At 70.1% G+C, this 15,321-nt stretch carries 15 protein-coding genes; 9 read left to right on the forward strand and 6 right to left on the reverse strand.

Features of this window, described 5'->3' with window-relative positions:
- Nucleotides 1-20 precede the first annotated feature (20 nt).
- The 3 genes from ACE1OC_RS31040 to ACE1OC_RS31050 are packed head-to-tail and all read left to right on the forward strand — an operon-like array spanning nt 21 to nt 2,719.
- Nucleotides 21-935, forward strand: coding sequence for a sterol desaturase family protein (locus ACE1OC_RS31040; protein ID WP_407839785.1), 915 nt, complete (start codon nt 21-23; stop codon nt 933-935).
- Nucleotides 932-1,657, forward strand: coding sequence for a lysoplasmalogenase (locus ACE1OC_RS31045; RefSeq protein WP_407839786.1), 726 nt, complete (start codon nt 932-934; stop codon nt 1,655-1,657). The genes ACE1OC_RS31040 and ACE1OC_RS31045 overlap by 4 nt, the downstream gene beginning before the upstream one ends.
- A gap of 18 nt (nt 1,658-1,675) precedes the next feature.
- Nucleotides 1,676-2,719, forward strand: coding sequence for a zinc-dependent alcohol dehydrogenase family protein (locus tag ACE1OC_RS31050; RefSeq protein ID WP_407839787.1), 1,044 nt, complete (start codon nt 1,676-1,678; stop codon nt 2,717-2,719).
- 112 nt (nt 2,720-2,831) lie between these two features.
- On the opposite strand, the gene ACE1OC_RS31055 is transcribed toward ACE1OC_RS31050, so the two are convergent.
- A complete protein-coding gene (locus tag ACE1OC_RS31055) occupies nt 2,832-4,376 on the reverse strand; it encodes a S8 family serine peptidase (protein WP_407839788.1) in 1,545 nt (514 codons plus the stop codon).
- Between the two features lie 255 nt (nt 4,377-4,631).
- On the opposite strand from ACE1OC_RS31055, the gene ACE1OC_RS31060 reads away from it, so the two are divergent.
- From ACE1OC_RS31060 to moaA, 3 genes are all read left to right on the forward strand, one after another.
- Nucleotides 4,632-4,997: a DUF485 domain-containing protein gene (locus tag ACE1OC_RS31060; RefSeq protein ID WP_250742238.1), complete on the forward strand. Its 366-nt coding sequence runs from the start codon at nt 4,632-4,634 to the stop codon at nt 4,995-4,997.
- Entirely contained in the window at nt 4,994-6,649 is a 1,656-nt protein-coding gene (locus tag ACE1OC_RS31065) for a cation acetate symporter (protein ID WP_407839789.1), read from the forward strand. Before ACE1OC_RS31060 ends, ACE1OC_RS31065 begins: the two co-directional genes overlap by 4 nt.
- Nucleotides 6,650-6,845: 196 nt before the next feature.
- Nucleotides 6,846-7,835 (forward strand): GTP 3',8-cyclase MoaA, encoded by a 990-nt coding sequence (gene moaA / locus ACE1OC_RS31070; RefSeq protein ID WP_407839790.1) that lies wholly within the window; start codon nt 6,846-6,848, stop codon nt 7,833-7,835.
- 48 nt (nt 7,836-7,883) lie between these two features.
- Here moaA and ACE1OC_RS31075 read toward each other — a convergent pair whose 3' ends face one another.
- Together ACE1OC_RS31075 and ACE1OC_RS31080 are read right to left on the reverse strand one after the other, a co-directional pair.
- Nucleotides 7,884-8,144: a hypothetical protein gene (locus tag ACE1OC_RS31075; RefSeq protein WP_407839791.1), complete on the reverse strand. Its 261-nt coding sequence runs from the start codon at nt 8,142-8,144 to the stop codon at nt 7,884-7,886.
- Nucleotides 8,145-8,280: 136 nt separating this feature from the next.
- Nucleotides 8,281-8,559 carry a DUF3099 domain-containing protein gene (locus ACE1OC_RS31080; protein ID WP_407839792.1) on the reverse strand — a complete coding sequence of 93 codons (279 nt, stop codon included), beginning with the start codon at nt 8,557-8,559 and terminating at the stop codon, nt 8,281-8,283.
- Between the two features lie 232 nt (nt 8,560-8,791).
- On the opposite strand from ACE1OC_RS31080, the gene ACE1OC_RS31085 reads away from it, so the two are divergent.
- Complete coding sequence (locus ACE1OC_RS31085) at nt 8,792-9,070, forward strand: GlsB/YeaQ/YmgE family stress response membrane protein (protein ID WP_250742233.1); 279 nt, start codon at nt 8,792-8,794, stop codon at nt 9,068-9,070.
- A gap of 104 nt (nt 9,071-9,174) precedes the next feature.
- Here the strand turns inward: ACE1OC_RS31085 and tyrS are convergent, their stop codons facing one another.
- From tyrS to ACE1OC_RS31100, 3 genes are all read right to left on the reverse strand, one after another.
- Nucleotides 9,175-10,440 (reverse strand): tyrosine--tRNA ligase, encoded by a 1,266-nt coding sequence (gene tyrS, locus ACE1OC_RS31090; RefSeq protein WP_250742232.1) that lies wholly within the window; start codon nt 10,438-10,440, stop codon nt 9,175-9,177.
- A 104-nt stretch (nt 10,441-10,544) separates the two neighbouring features.
- A complete protein-coding gene (locus tag ACE1OC_RS31095; RefSeq protein ID WP_407839793.1) occupies nt 10,545-11,945 on the reverse strand; it encodes a metallopeptidase TldD-related protein in 1,401 nt (466 codons plus the stop codon).
- Nucleotides 11,942-13,465: a TldD/PmbA family protein gene (locus tag ACE1OC_RS31100; RefSeq protein ID WP_250742230.1), complete on the reverse strand. Its 1,524-nt coding sequence runs from the start codon at nt 13,463-13,465 to the stop codon at nt 11,942-11,944. The genes ACE1OC_RS31095 and ACE1OC_RS31100 overlap by 4 nt, the downstream gene beginning before the upstream one ends.
- A 186-nt stretch (nt 13,466-13,651) precedes the next feature.
- On the opposite strand from ACE1OC_RS31100, the gene fabG reads away from it, so the two are divergent.
- Entirely contained in the window at nt 13,652-14,371 is a 720-nt protein-coding gene (gene fabG / locus ACE1OC_RS31105) for a 3-oxoacyl-[acyl-carrier-protein] reductase (protein WP_407839794.1), read from the forward strand.
- Between the two features lie 5 nt (nt 14,372-14,376).
- The gene (gene fabI, locus ACE1OC_RS31110) at nt 14,377-15,150 is read left to right on the forward strand and encodes an enoyl-ACP reductase FabI (protein WP_407839795.1); all 774 of its coding nucleotides are present in this window, start codon (nt 14,377-14,379) and stop codon (nt 15,148-15,150) included.
- The last annotated feature ends 171 nt before the right edge of the window (nt 15,151-15,321 follow it).

Genomic DNA, 15,321 nt, shown 5'->3' on the forward strand with positions numbered 1-15,321 from the left:
CCCGCCTCTATGGTGCGGACATGCCGAACCTGCCCGATGTCGTGCTGTGGTCCATACCCGCCTTTGTCCTGCTCACCGTCATAGAGCTGGTGAGCTACCGCATCCATCCCGACGAGGACGCCGCCGGGTACGAGACCAAGGACGCCGTCACCAGCCTCGGCATGGGGATCGGCAGCCTCGGCTTCGACTTCCTCTGGAAGATCCCGATCGTCGCGATCTACACCGCGGTCTACGAGCTCACCCCGCTGCGCGTCCCCGTCCTGTGGTGGACCGTTCCGCTGATGCTGCTCGCCCAGGACTTCCTCTACTACTGGCAGCACCGCGGCCACCACGTCATCCGGATCCTGTGGGCCTGCCACGTCGTCCACCACAGCAGCCGCAAGTTCAACCTCACCACCGCCCTGCGCCAGCCCTGGACCAGCGCCACCTCCTGGCCGTTCTACCTCCCGATGATCGCGCTCGGCGTGCACCCGGCCGCCATCGCGTTCTGCTACTCGGTCAACCTCGTCTACCAGTTCTGGATCCACACCGAGCGCATCGACAAACTGCCCCGGCCCATCGAGTTCGTCTTCAACTCGCCCTCCCACCACCGCGTCCACCACGCCTCCCAAGGCGGCTACCTGGACCGGAACTTCGGCGGCATCCTGATCGTCTGGGACCGGATGTTCGGCTCCTGGGTGGGGGAGACCGACAAGCCCGTCTTCGGCCTCACCAAGAACATCGAGACCTACAACCCGCTGCGCGTCGCGACCCACGAGTACGCCTCCATCGCCCGGGACGTACGCGGGGCCACCACCTGGCGCGAGCGCGCCGGACGCGTCTTCCGCGGCCCCGGCTGGCAGCCCGCACAGCCCGCACAGCCCGCACAGCCCGCCCCCGCCGAGGCGTCCGCCCGGGCCGATGCGTCCGCACCCGCCCCGGAGCACGCCGCGTGAGCGCCGCCGGATCCACCGATCGCGCGCAGTCCCGTACGCCCTCCTGGGCGCGCCCCGCCGTCCCCCCGGGCTCCGGCCCCGCCACCAGGGCGCTGCTCGTCGCCTTCGCGGCCGCCACCGCCGTGGACCTCGGATCCCTGCTGGCGGGCTGGCACACCGGGCACCTCATCGCCAAGCCGCTGCTGATGCCGCTGCTCGTCGCCTACGTGATCACCCGCCGCGCCCCCCGCCTGCTGATCGCGGCCCTGCTGTTCGGCTGGGGCGGGGACCTGGCCCTGCTCTTCGACGCCGATCCCGCCTTCCTGATCGGCATGGGCTCCTTCGCCGCCGGGCACGTCTGCTACCTCGTGCTGTTCGGTCGCCGCCGGACGGGCCCCCTGCTCGGGGCCGCGTACGCCGCCGCGCTCCTGTCCACCGTCACGCTGCTCTGGGGCGACCTCCCCGCGGAGCTGCGGATCCCGGTCGCCGGGTACAGCCTCCTGCTCACCGCCATGGCCTACCGGTCCAGCGCCCTGGGGCGGCGGGCCGGGCTCGGCGGGGCGCTGTTCCTGCTCTCCGACACGCTCATCGCCACCGGGGTCGCCGAGTGGCCCCAGCTGCCGCGCCCCGACTTCTGGGTCATGGCGACGTACGTGGCGGCCCAGTACCTGCTGGCCACGGGAGCACTCGCTCCGGAGCGGGCGTACGGTAGGGAGGCCCTACAGGGCTCAACCATTTCCTAGCCGGAGGACTGCACCACCATGCGCGCCACCGTCATCCACGCCCCGCACGACATCCGCGTGGAGGAGGTGCCCGACGCTGCGATCCAGCGCCCCGAGGACGCCGTCGTCCGCGTCCTGCGTGCCTGCATCTGCGGCAGCGACCTCTGGGCCTACCAGGGCGTGGCCAAGCGCCAGCCGGGCCAGAGGATCGGCCACGAGTTCCTCGGCGTCGTCGAGGAGACCGGCTCCGCCGTCTCCGGCCTGCGCGCCGGCGATCTCGTCGTGGCCCCCTTCATGTGGTCGGACGGCACCTGCGACTACTGCACCGAGGGCCTGTACACCTCCTGCGAGCACGGCGGCTTCTGGGGCTCGGTCGGCCACGACGGCGGCCAGGGCGAGGCCGTCCGCGTCCCGCACGCCGACGGCACCCTCGTGAAGCTGCCCGCCGACGCCGTCTCAGACGACCACCTGCTGACCGCGCTCCTCGCACTGTCCGACGTCATGGGCACCGGCCACCACGCCGCGCTCGGCGCGGGGGTCCGCAAGGGCTCCACGGTCGCCGTCGTCGGCGACGGCGCGGTCGGCCTGTGCGGAGTCCTCGCCGCCAAGCGCCTGGGCGCCGACCGGATCATCGCACTGGGCCGCCACACCGTCCGTACGGACATCGCGAAGCTCTTCGGGGCCACCGACGTGGTCGCCGAGCGCGGAGAGGCCGCCGAGGCTGCCGTGCGCGAACTCACCGGCGGCCAGGGCGCCCACTCGGTCATCGAGGCGGTCGGCACCGAGATGTCCATGCGCACCGCCGTGAACATCGCCCGCGACGGCGGGGCCATCGGCTACGTCGGCGTCCCGCACGGCAGCGGCACCGGCCTCGACCTCGGTGTCATGTTCGACCGCAACCTCACCCTGCGCGGCGGTGTCGCGCCGGTCCGCGCGTACATCCCCGAGCTGCTCGCGGACGTGCTCAGCGGTGCGATCGACCCGTCGCCCGTCTTCGACCGGGCCGTCACCCTGGACGAGGTCCCGGACGGCTACCGGGCGATGGACGACCGCAGCGCGCTGAAGGTCATGATCAAGCCCTGACGACAGGGCCCGAACGAAAGGAGGGGCCGGGCGGGATGTTCCCCGCCCGGCCCCTCCGTGTTTTCGGCGTTTCAGCGTGTCAGCGTTTCAGCGTGTCAGCGGATTCAGCCGGTTACTTGACGGCCTTCAGCGCGTCGACCACGCCGTAGCCGTAGTAGCCGGTCCGGCCCCAGCTGCTCTCGCAGGTGGTGGCGTCGATCAGGGTGCCCGCGGCGTTGTAGATCTGCGACGGGCAGTCGGCCTTGGTGGCCTGGACCTTGAGCATCGCCTGGATCATCGCGGGCGTGGCGTACGGGTGGGCGCTCTTGAGGAGCGCCGCGACACCGGCGACGTGCGGGGCGGCCATCGAGGTGCCCTGCTTGTAGCCGTAGCCGCCGCCCAGGACCGTCGACAGCACGCGGCCGTTGGCGTCCGGGGTGGCCGGGACCTGCCACTTGTCACCGCCGGGGGCGGCGACGTCGACGACTCCGAGGCCGTAGCTGGAGTAGTACGAGCGCAGGCCCTTGTCACCGGTCGCCGACACCGTGACCACGCCCGGGAGCTGGGTGGGCAGGTCGAAGCAGACGCTCGGGTCGATGGTGCGCGGCACCGGGGTGGTGTCGTTCGGGCTGGTGTCGTCGAGGATCGAGTCGCCGGCCAGGTCGTGGTTGGAGTTGCCCGCCGAGGCCACGTGCAGCGTGCCCTTGCGCTCCGAGTACTTGGTGGCCCGGCCGATGGCCTCCACCAGCGCCTTCTGGTCCTCGTCCGCCTTGCAGTTGTAGAGCCAGGGGTCGACGTAGTAGCTGTTGTTGGTCACCTCGATCCCCTTCTCGGCGGCGAACATGAAGCCGCAGACGACCGCCTCGGTGTAGAAGAGGCTGGTGCCGGGCTCGCTCACCTTGATGCCGGCGATCTTGACGCCCGGTGCGACACCGCTGATGCCGATGCCGTTGCGCGGGGCCCCGATGGTGCCGGCCACGTGCGTACCGTGGTCGCTGCCGTCCGCGTACGGACGCCAGGCGCCCTCGGTGGTGTCCGCGACACCGCCGACGCAGTTGGCCGACTGCTCCTTGGAGAAGTTCCCGGCCAGATCCGGGTGAGTGTCGTCGACACCCGTGTCGATGATGCCCACCGTGACGTCGGGGCTGCCATCGTTGATCTTGTGAGCCTGATCGGCCTTGATCGTCCGCAGGTCCCACTGGTTGGACTCCAGCGGCTCCTGACCCTCCTGGGCGGCCGCGGCGGCCTTGGCGGCGTCGGCCGCGCTCAGGTGCTGGGTCGCGCCCTCGTCGGTGGTCTGCACCGTCTGGAGGGGGGCGGTGCGGGTGGCTCCGACCGAGTCGAACAGGCCGCGGTTGGCGCGCAGCTGCTTGGCGAAGTCGGGGTTCTGAGAGTGCGCGACGACGACGCCTATCTGCTCATAGGCCGTCACCACCGTTCCACCGGCCCGCTCGATGGCCTTCTTCGCCGCCGTCACCGTGGCATAGGTCTTCAGGTTCGCCACGTACGACAGCTTCGGGCCGGTCGTCTCGGCCGTAGAGGTCGCAGCCGCGTCCGCCGTCGTGCTCAGCGGTGCGGCTGAAGCCGCGACCGAGGGCAGGAAGGCGAGCGAGGCGGTGAGCGCCAGGCCGACCGGTACGGCGAGAGCACGCCGGCGGCCGGATCCCAGATGAGCCATGGGTTCTCCAGATCATCTTTGAAAAAGCCGTCCGGGCGCGGTCGCGACGGACGGGTTCATGACAGGCGAACTTAGCGTTTCTGTTCCCCTCTGCGCCATTAGTTCGAGGAATCAGTTCCCAAAGAAACAAACAGGTGTTGAACCACCCCGACGCGCCGGACGTGCCGTTGACAGGGGGATCGGCACCACCGTCCCCCCACGGAGGTTGTTTTGTCCGTCATCCCCACCGCCCCCGCGTCACAAGGAGAGTCCCCCGTGACCACCGAAGCAGCGCCGCCTCCGGGCAGTCCGGGAGCGCCGCCGGCGACCCCCGCGGCCGAGGAGTTCGTACGCGTCCAGCAGAGCGCGGAGTTCGCCGAACTGCGCCGCGCCCACCGCTCCTTCGCCTTCCCGCTCACCGTGGCGTTCATCGCCTGGTACCTGCTCTACGTGCTGCTCTCCAACTACGCGGGCGGCTTCATGGGGACGAAGCTCTTCGGCAACATCAACGTCGCGCTCGTCCTGGGCCTCGGCCAGTTCGCGACGACCTTCCTCATCGCCTGGCTGTACTCGCGCCACGCGGCGGCCCAGCTCGACCCCAAGGCCTCGGCCATCAAGGCAAGGATGGAGGCGGGCGAATGAGCGCCCCGCTGTACGTGGCGGTGGCCGGGGCGGCCACGGCGGGCACGACCACCGCCGCCGGCGCCTCCGAGCACCGCCCGCTGATCATCACCCTGTTCGGGCTGTTCGTCGTCGCCACCCTGGCCATCACGGTCTGGGCCGGACGCCAGACCAAGGACGCCGCCGACTTCTACGCGGGCGGCCGCCAGTTCACCGGATTCCAGAACGGCCTGGCCATCTCCGGCGACTACATGTCCGCCGCGTCCTTCCTCGGCATCGCCGGAGCCATCGCGCTCTTCGGCTACGACGGCTTCCTCTACTCGATCGGCTTCCTCGTCGCCTGGCTGGTGGCCCTGCTCCTGGTCGCCGAGCCGCTGCGCAACTCCGGCCGCTACACGATGGGCGACGTGCTCGCGTACCGGATGCGCCAGCGCCCCGTACGCACCGCCGCCGGCACCTCCACCATCGTGGTCTCGATCTTCTACCTGCTCGCCCAGATGGCCGGCGCCGGCGTGCTCGTCTCGCTGCTCCTCGGCATCACCAGCGACTTCGGCAAGGTCGTGATCGTCTCGCTGGTCGGCGTCCTGATGATCCTCTACGTCACCATCGGCGGGATGAAGGGCACCACCTGGGTCCAGATGATCAAGGCCGTGCTGCTGATCGCGGGCACGCTGCTGATCACCTTCCTGGTGCTGCTCAAGTTCAACTTCAACATCTCGGACCTGCTGGGCCAGGCCGCCGACAACAGCGGCCAGGGGGTCAAGTTCCTGGAGCCGGGCCTGAAGTACGGCAAGGACTCGCTCTCGAAGCTGGACTTCCTCTCGCTGGGCCTCGCCCTGGTCCTGGGCACCGCCGGCCTGCCGCACATCCTGATCCGCTTCTACACGGTCCCCACGGCCAAGGCCGCCCGCAAGTCCGTGAACTGGGCCATCGGCATCATCGGCGCCTTCTACCTGATGACGATCGTCCTCGGCTTCGGCGCCGCGGCCCTGCTCAAGCGGGCCGACATCATCGCCTCCAACAAGGCCGGCACCACCGCGGCCCCGCTGCTCGCCCAGGAGATCGGCGGCGGCTCGGGCTCCACCGGCGGAGCGGTGCTGCTCGCCGTGATCTCGGCGGTGGCCTTCGCCACGATCCTCGCGGTCGTCGCGGGCCTGACGCTGGCCTCCTCCTCGTCCTTCGCGCACGACATCTACGTCAACGTGATCCGCAAGGGCAAGGCCACCGAGAAGGAAGAGGTACGGGCTGCCCGCTGGTCGACCGTGGTCATCGGAGCCGTGGCCATCGGACTCGGCGCCCTGGCCCGCGACCTCAACGTGGCCGGCCTCGTCGCCCTGGCCTTCGCGGTCGCCGCGTCCGCCAACCTGCCGACGATCCTCTACAGCCTCTTCTGGAAGCGCTTCACCACCCAGGGCGCCCTGTGGTCCATCTACGGAGGCCTGATCTCCTCGGTCGTCCTGGTGCTCTTCTCGCCGGTGGTCTCCGGCAAGCCCACCTCGATGTTCAAGGGCGCCGACTTCTACTGGTTCCCCCTGGAGAACCCCGGCATCATCTCCATCCCGCTCGGCTTCCTGCTGGGATGGCTGGGAACCGTCCTCTCCAAGGAGAAGGCCGACCCGCAGAAGTTCGCCGAGCTCGAGGTCCGCTCGCTCACCGGAACCGGCGCACACTGACACCCTGCGCCTGAGCGAGATGCTCCGAACACCGAGCGTGGCCGTGTCGTATTTCCCTACGACACGGCCACGCCTCGTCTCGTTCATTCGGGCACCCCTACATGTCACGGCCTTCGCGTAGGCTCGTGAGTAGCGCTCGTAATCTCATCAGCTATGGCGCAGACCTCTACAAACCGGACAGGGGAGGGGGCTCACAGTGCTTCTCGACACTTACGGCCGCGTGGCCACTGACCTGCGTGTCTCACTCACCGACCGGTGCAATCTGCGCTGTACGTACTGCATGCCCGAGGAGGGTCTGCAGTGGCTCGGCAAGTCGGATCTGCTCAGTGACGACGAGATCGTCCGCCTGATCCGCATCGCGGTCACCCAGCTCGGGATCGAAGAGGTCCGCTTCACCGGCGGCGAGCCGCTGCTGCGCCCCGGCCTCGTCGGGATCGTCGAGCAGTGCGCGGCCCTGGAGCCCCGCCCCAAGATGTCGCTGACCACCAACGGCATCGGCCTCAAGCGCACCGCGCAGGCCCTCAAGGCCGCCGGCCTGGACCGGGTGAACGTTTCCCTGGACACCCTGCGGCCCGAGGTCTTCAAGACCCTGACCCGGCGCGACCGCCACAAGGACGTCATCGAGGGCATGGCCGCCGCCCGCGACGCCGGCCTCACCCCCGTCAAGGTCAACGCGGTCCTGATGCCCGGACTCAACGACGACGAGGCCCCCGACCTGCTGGCCTGGGCCGTCGAGAACGAGTACGAGCTCCGCTTCATCGAGCAGATGCCCCTCGACGCCCAGCACGGCTGGAAGCGCGACGGCATGATCACCGCCGGTGACATCCTGGAATCCCTGCGCACCCGCTTCACGCTCACCGAAGAAGGGTCCGAGGAGCGCGGCTCCGCCCCGGCCGAGCGCTGGGTCGTCGACGGCGGCCCGGCCACCGTCGGCGTCATCGCCTCGGTCACCCGCCCCTTCTGCGGAGCCTGCGACCGTACGCGCCTCACGGCCGACGGCCAGATCCGTACCTGCCTCTTCGCCACCGAGGAGTCCGACCTGCGCGCCGCCCTGCGCTCGGGCGCCCCGGACGAGGAGATCGCCCGCCTGTGGAAGGTGGCGATGTGGGGCAAGAAGGCCGGGTCCGGCCTCGACGACCCGACCTTCCTGCAGCCCGACCGCCCGATGTCGGCGATCGGCGGCTGACCTCCGCCGTCGGCGACGGCTCAGAGCGACCCCGAGGGCTCGCAGTGGCTACGGCCGCTGCGAGCCCTCGGGCGCTTCCCACTCGTCGAGCTTCACCACGTCCTTGAGGAAACCGCGGACCCCCAGGAACTGGGACAGGTGCTCGCGGTGCTCCTCGCACGCCAGCCAGGTCTTGCGGCGCTCGGGGGTGTGCAGCTTCGGGTTGTTCCACGCCAGGACCCAGACGGCCGCCTCGCGGCAGGCCTTGGCGGAACAGGTGGGCGCGCCGGCGGCGGAAGCGTCGTTCAGGAGTGCGTCAAGGGGAGTCACGGCTCAACCCTAAGACGGAATGGCGACGCCGAGCAGCCACGGGGGGAGCTGCCCGGCGTCGGTCCGTCGCTCCGACGGGGGATGCGGAGCGCGTAGGCAGTATGTCACGCAGGACCCGGTGCGGTGCACTGGAACTTCATGATTGATCTGAGCTTTTCTTGAGGTTTCCGTCAGCCAGCGCGGGGCGCACGGGCGCCGGAACGAAGTGGGACGGCAGGGAGGGCGTCGATTCGCGCCCCGCGTTGGCGATGACCACCGCGATGTAAGGCAGCAGCGCCCCCGCGACGAGCGTCACGATGGCCACGGGCCGCTGCACGTTCCACAGGACGATCGTCGCGACGACCGACAGGGTCCTGATCAGCATCGAGATCACGTACCGGCGCTGGCGTCCGCGCACGTCCTCGGCGAGGCTCATCCGCGCCCCCGTGATCCGGAAGACCTCGGACCCGTTCCGCTTCGTCCGCTCCACAACCCACCACCCGATCGATCGCCGGACACTCCCCGGCCCGGACGCCTCCACGGTACGCCGCGTGCCCGCGGCCGGGCAGAGGGGGTGTCCCTCGAATGGCCCTGTCCGAAATGCGCAGTAGGCCGGACGGGTCGAGACTGGGCCCACATGCGCACAACGCGCCAGGAGGAGGCTCGACATGGGTTGGTTGTGGGCGATCATCGTCGGCTTTGTACTGGGACTGATTGCCCGGGCGATCCTGCCGGGCAAGCAGCACCAGCCCCTTTGGCTGACCACGATCTTCGGTATCGTCGGTGCGGTCCTCGGCAACGCCGTGGCCACGTGGATCGGCGTCAACGAGACCAGGGGCATCGACTGGATCCGGCACCTGCTGCAGCTTGCCGGAGCCGTCGTGGTGGTCGGCCTCGGAGACCTGATCTACAGCTCGCTGCGCGGCGGCAAGAAGCAGATGACCTGAGGTGACCCGAGGGCTCCCGCCCGCTCCGCGGCGGAGCACGACGGAGGGGCCGGCCCGGACAGTGCGTCCGGACCGGCCCCTCCGTCGTGCTTCCGAGCCGGCGCCTAGCCGGTGACCTCGACCGCCGCCAGGTTCTTCTTGCCGCGGCGCAGCACCAGCCAGCGCCCGTGCAGCAGGTCCTCCTTGGCGGGGACCGCGTCCTCGGAGGCGACCTTCACGTTGTTCACGTAGGCGCCGCCCTCCTTGACGGTCCGGCGGGCGGCCGACTTGCTCGCGACCAGCCCGGTCTCCGCCAGCAGGTCGACGACCAGGCCCGGCTCCGCCACCTTCGCCTGCGGCAGCTCGGACAGGGCCGCGGCCAAGGTGGCCTCGTCCAGGTCCGCCAGCTCGCCCTGGCCGAACAGCGCCTTGGACGCCGCGATCACGGCGGCGCACTGGTCCGCGCCGTGCACCAGCGTCGTCAGCTCCTCCGCCAGCGCCCGCTGGGCGGCGCGCGCCTGCGGCCGCTCGGCGGTCTGCGCCTCCAGCGCCTCCAGCTCCTCACGGGTCTGGAAGGACAGGATGCGCATGTAGGTGGAGACGTCCCGGTCGTCCACGTTCAGCCAGAACTGGTAGAACGCGTACGGGGTGGTCATCTCCGGGTCGAGCCAGACGGCGCCGCTCTCGGACTTGCCGAACTTGGTGCCGTCCGCCTTGACCATCAGCGGGGTCGCGATGGCGTGGACGTGCGCGTCCGGCTCCACCCGGTGGATCAGGTCGAGACCGGCCGTCAGGTTGCCCCACTGGTCGGACCCGCCCTGCTGGAGCACGCAGCCGTGCCGGCGGTACAGCTCCAGGAAGTCCATGCCCTGGAGCAGCTGGTAGCTGAACTCGGTGTAGCTGATGCCCTGGTCGGACTCCAGCCGCTTGGCGACCGAGTCCTTCGTCAGCATCTTGTTCACGCGGAAGTGCTTGCCGATGTCCCGGAGGAACTCGATGGCGGACAGTCCCGCCGTCCAGTCCAGGTTGTTCACCATGAGCGCCGCGTTCTCGCCCTCGAAGGACAGGAACGGCTCGATCTGGGTGCGCAGGCGCGTCACCCAGTTCGCGACGGTCTCCGGGTCGTTCAGGGTGCGCTCGGCGGTCGGCCGCGGGTCACCGATCTGACCCGTGGCCCCGCCGACCAGCGCCAGCGGGCGGTGGCCCGCCTGCTGGAGCCGGCGCACGGTGAGGACCTGCACCAGGTGACCCACGTGCAGCGAGGCCGCCGTCGGGTCGAAGCCGCAATAGAACGTGACGGGACCGTCCGCGAACGCCTTGCGCAGCGCTTCTTCGTCGGTGGACTGGGCGAAGAGCCCGCGCCACTTCAGTTCGTCGACGATGTCCGTCACGGTTCTGGGTCTCCTTGAACGAGATGAAACGAGGTGAAACAGAAAGCTGAGGGTTTCCCCGCCAGTCTAGGCGGGGAAGGCCCGCACCTCTCACGCTTTGTTGATCAGACTCCCTTGCTGACCGAGCTCATGTTGAAGTCAGGGATGCGCAGCGCCGGCATCGAGGTCCTGGTGAACCAGTCGTTCCATTCGCGCGGCAGGGTCTTCTCGGTCCGGCCGGCCTCCGAGGCCCGCGACAGCAGGTCCACGGGGGACTCGTTGAACCGGAAGTTGTTGACCTCGCCGACGACCTGGCCGCCCTCCACCAGGTAGACGCCGTCCCGGGTCAGCCCGGTGAGCAGCAGCGTCGCCGGGTCCACCTCGCGGATGTACCAGAGGCAGGTCAGCAGCAGCCCGCGCTCGGTGGCCGCCACCATCTCCTCCAGCGACTTCTCCCCGCCGGCGTCCAGGATCAGGTTTCCGAAGGACGGGGTGACCGGCAGCCCGGTCAGTTCCGCGGTGTGCCGGGTCGTGGTCAGCCGGGCCAGCTCGCCGTCCTTGATCCAGTCGGTCGCCGGGACCGGCAGGCCGTTGTCGAAGACGGACGCGTCGTCGCCGGAGCTGTGCGCGATCACGAACGGCGCGGACTCCAGGCCCGGCGCGTTCGGATCGCTGCGCAGGTTCAGCGGCAGCGGGGAGAGCCGCTCGCCGAGCCGGGTGCCGCCGCCGGGCTTGGAGAAGACGGTCCGGCCCTCCGTCGCGTCCCGGGCCGACGCCGACCACATCTGGTAGATCAGCAGGTCCGCCACCGCCGTGGGAGGCAGCAGCGTCTCGTACCTCCCGGCCGGCAGGTCGATCTTCCGCTCCGCCCAGCCGAGCCGTACGGCCAGCTCCGCGTCCAGCGCGGTCGGGTCCACGTCCTTGAAGTCCCGCGTCGCACGCCCCGCCCAGGCCGAGCGCTGCCGGTCCGGGGACTTCGCGTTGACCTCCAGGGTGCCGTTGGGCTGGTCGTGGCGCAGGCGCAGCCCCGTAGAGGTGCCGACGTACGTGGAGACCAGCTCGTGGTTGGCGAATCCGTACAGCTCGCGGCCGCCCGCGCGGGCCCGGGCGAAGGCCTCGCCGAGGGCCGGGGCGAAGTCCGCGAACACCGCCGAGGAGGTCTCCACCGGGGCGTCGGTGAAGTCCGGCGAGGACGGGGTGCCGGTGACCAGCGGCCGGGCGTCCTCCGCCGGTCCCGCGCCGCGGGCGGCCGCCTCGGCGGCCCGGACCAGCGGCTCCAGCTCGGCGGCCGTGACGGCGGAGCGCGAGACGACCCCCGAGGCCGTGCCCTCCTTGCCGTCGACGGTGGCGATGACCGTGAGGGTCCGGCCGCGGGTGACCCCGTTGGTGGTCAGGGCGTTGCCCGCCCAGCGCAGGTTGGCGCTGGACTGCTCGTCGGCGATGACGACGCAGCCGTCCGCGGTGGACAGCTCCAGCGCCCGCTCGACGATCTCGTGGGGCTTGGTGGTACGACTCGACGAGGTCATCGTCCGGCCTCCTGCGTGGTGTTCAAGATGTTCACGTCGCGGAACAGCGCGGACGGGCAGCCGTGCGAGACCGCCGCGACCTGGCCCGGCTGGGCCTTGCCGCAGTTGAAGGCGCCGCCCAGTACGTAGGTCTGCGGACCGCCGACCTTCTCCATCGAGCCCCAGAACTCCGTGGTCGTGGCCTGGTAGGCGACGTCGCGGAGCTGACCGGCGAGCTTGCCGTTCTCGATGCGGAAGAAGCGCTGCCCGGTGAACTGGAAGTTGTAGCGCTGCATGTCGATGGACCAGGAGCGGTCGCCGACCACGTAGATCCCGCGCTCCACCCCGCCGATCAGGTCCTCGGTGGAGAGACCGCCCGGATCCGGCTGGAGCGAGACGTTCGCCATGCGCTGGACGGGCACGTGCCCGGGGGAGTCGGCGTAGGCGCAGCCGTTGGAGCGGCCCAGGCCCGTCAGCTTCGCGATCCGCCGGTCGGTCTGGTAGCCGGCCAGGGTGCCGTCCTTGACCAGGTCCCAGCTCTGCGCCTCGACGCCCTCGTCGTCGTACCCGATGGTGGCCAGCCCGTGCTCGGCCGTCCGGTCGCCCGTGACGTTCATGATCGGGGAGCCGTAGGCGAGCTTGCCCAGCTGGTCGAAGGTGGCGAAGGAGGTACCGGCGTACGCGGCCTCGTAGCCCAGCGCCCGGTCCAGCTCGGTGGCGTGGCCGATGGACTCGTGGATGGTGAGCCACAGGTTCGAGGGGTCCACGACCAGGTCGTAGCGCCCGGCCTCGACGCTCGGCGCCCGCATCTTCTCGGCGAGCAGCCCGGGGATCCGCTCCAGCTCGGCGTTCCAGTCCCAGCCGGTGCCGGTCAGGTACTCCCAGCCGCGCCCGGCCGGCGGGGCGATGGTGCGCATCGAGTCGAACTCGCCGGTGGTGGCGTTCACCGCGACGGCGGTGATCTCCGGATGGATGCGGACCCGCTGCTGCGTGGTGGAGGTGCCCGCGGTGTCGGCGTAGAACTTGTTCTCGTGGACGGCGAGCAGCGAGGCGTCCACGTGGGCCACCCCGTCGGCCGCCAGGAGGCGCGCGCTGAAGTCGGCGAGCAGCGCGGCCTTCTCCGCGTCCGGGACCTCGAAGGGGTTCACGTCGTAGGCGGAGATCCAGGTCTTGTCGGCGTGCACGGGCTCGTCGGCGAGCTCGACCCACTCGTCCGAACCCGCCGCCTTGATCACCTGGGCGGAGAGCTTCGCCATGGCCACGGCCTGCGAGGCCACCTTGGCGGCACCGTCCATGGTCAGGTCCACACCGGAGGCGAACCCCCAGCTGCCCCCGTGCACCACGCGGACCGCGTAGCCGAGGTCGGTGGTGTCCGACCCGCCCGAGGGCTTGGCGTCACGCAGCCGCCAGGAGGCGCTGCGGATGCGTTCCAGGCGGAAATCTGCATGATCGGAGCCCAGCGCGCGGGCCCGCGCGAGCGCCGCGTCGGCGAGCGCCCGCAAGGGCAGCGCGGTGAAGGCCGCGTCGATGGAATGGGGCACGGAGGTCCTCCCGGGGGGTTGGGGCAGCTGGCACGATCATGTCGCGCCGGGGCTCGCGGTGCCTACATCTTTCTGTAGGGACTCGACAGAGCGCGTACCTAGGCCCTGTCGGAGCCGGATTCTCCGTAAGGGGTACTTGACCTATAGGTTTTTGGTATTCAGACCGCTAGTCGAAAGGGTGATCCGTTGAGCCGCTCGGTTCTCGTCACCGGAGGTAACCGGGGCATCGGCCTCGCCATCGCCCGAGCTTTCGCGGAGGCGGGGGACAAGGTCGCGATCACGTACCGGTCGGGCGAGCCCCCGGCGGAGCTCACGGCTCTGGGCGTGCTGGCGGTCCGCTGCGACATCACCGACTCGGACCAGGTCGACCAGGCGTACAAGCAGGTCGAGGACGCGCACGGTGCGGTCGAGGTCCTCGTGGCCAATGCCGGCATCACCAAGGACACGCTGCTGATGCGCATGTCCGAGGACGATTTCGCCTCGGTCGTCGACACCAACCTCACCGGCACCTTCCGCGTGGTCAAGCGCGCGAACCGCGGCATGCTCCGCGCCAAGAAGGGCCGTGTCGTCCTGATCTCCTCGGTCGTCGGCCTCCTCGGCTCGGCCGGCCAGGCCAACTACGCCGCCTCCAAGGCGGCGCTGGTCGGCTTCGCCCGCTCCCTCGCCCGTGAGCTGGGCTCCCGCAACATCACCTTCAACGTCGTTGCTCCCGGCTTCGTGGACACCGACATGACGAAGGTGCTTAACGACGAGCAGCGGGCCGGCATCGTCGGCCAGGTGCCCCTGGGCCGCTACGCGCAGCCCGAGGAGATCGCGGCCGCGGTCAGCTTCCTGGCGTCCGACAACGCCGCGTACATCACTGGTGCCGTCATTCCCGTTGACGGCGGATTGGGCATGGGTCACTGATCACCATGAGCGGAATTCTCGACGGCAAGCGCATCCTCGTCTCCGGGGTGCTGATGGAGTCCTCCATCGCCTTCCACGTCGCCAAGCTGGCCCAGGAGCAGGGCGCCGAGGTCATCCTCACCGCGTTCCCGCGTCCGACGCTGACCGAGCGCATCGCCAAGAAGCTGCCCAAGCCGGTCAAGGTGATCGAGCTCGACGTCACCAACGACGAGCACCTGGCCCGCCTGGAGGGCCTCGTCCGCGCGGAGCTCGGCGGCCTCGACGGCGTCGTCCACTCCATCGGCTTCGCGCCGCAGGACGCGCTGGGCGGCAACTTCCTGAACACCCCGTTCGAGTCGGTCGCCACCGCCATGCACGTCTCGGCGTTCTCGCTGAAGTCGCTGACCATGGCCTGCAAGCCGCTCTTCCCGGAGAACGAGGGCGGCTCGGTCGTCGGCCTGACCTTCGACGCGCAGTTCGCCTGGCCGCAGTACGACTGGATGGGCCCGGCCAAGGCCGCTCTGGAGGCCACCAGCCGCTACCTCGCCCGCGACCTGGGCAAGGAGAAGGTCCGCTGCAACCTGATCTCGGCCGGTCCGCTCGGGTCGATGGCCGCGAAGTCCATCCCCGGCTTCTCCGAGCTGGCGGACGTCTGGAACCACCGCTCCCCGATGGAGTGGGACATGGCGGACCCGGAGCCGGCGGGCAAGGGCGTCGTCGCCCTGCTGTCGGACTGGTTCCCCAAGACCACCGGCGAGATCATCCACGTCGACGGCGGTCTGCACGCGATGGGTGCCTGACCTTCCCGGTCCGCCCGGTTCGGGACGACCTGTTCCATCCGTACGGCGGCGGCCGCGCCCTCCCTTCCGGGAGGCGCGGCCGTCGCCGTTTTGGCGCGCGGGGCGGGGACCGTACGGGGCGACTCGATCAGATGTCCGCCCCCGGACCGGATCTTCTCGAGTCGAAAATCA

The organism is Streptomyces stoeckheimensis (assembly GCF_045822005.1).
In the GTDB taxonomy this organism is placed as follows: Bacteria; Actinomycetota; Actinomycetes; order Streptomycetales; family Streptomycetaceae; genus Streptomyces; species Streptomyces stoeckheimensis.

Coding starts and splice junctions, on each gene's coding strand:
- ACE1OC_RS31040 (WP_407839785.1), top strand. CDS start 21: ATGCCGAACCTGCCCGATGTCGTGCTGTGGTCCATACCCGCCTTTGTC.
- ACE1OC_RS31050 (WP_407839787.1), top strand. CDS start 1,676: ATGCGCGCCACCGTCATCCACGCCCCGCACGACATCCGCGTGGAGGAG.
- ACE1OC_RS31055 (WP_407839788.1), bottom strand. CDS start 4,376: ATGGCTCATCTGGGATCCGGCCGCCGGCGTGCTCTCGCCGTACCGGTC.
- ACE1OC_RS31065 (WP_407839789.1), top strand. CDS start 4,994: ATGAGCGCCCCGCTGTACGTGGCGGTGGCCGGGGCGGCCACGGCGGGC.
- ACE1OC_RS31080 (WP_407839792.1), bottom strand. CDS start 8,559: ATGAGCCTCGCCGAGGACGTGCGCGGACGCCAGCGCCGGTACGTGATC.
- ACE1OC_RS31085 (WP_250742233.1), top strand. CDS start 8,792: ATGGGTTGGTTGTGGGCGATCATCGTCGGCTTTGTACTGGGACTGATT.
- ACE1OC_RS31095 (WP_407839793.1), bottom strand. CDS start 11,945: ATGACCTCGTCGAGTCGTACCACCAAGCCCCACGAGATCGTCGAGCGG.
- fabI (WP_407839795.1), top strand. CDS start 14,377: ATGAGCGGAATTCTCGACGGCAAGCGCATCCTCGTCTCCGGGGTGCTG.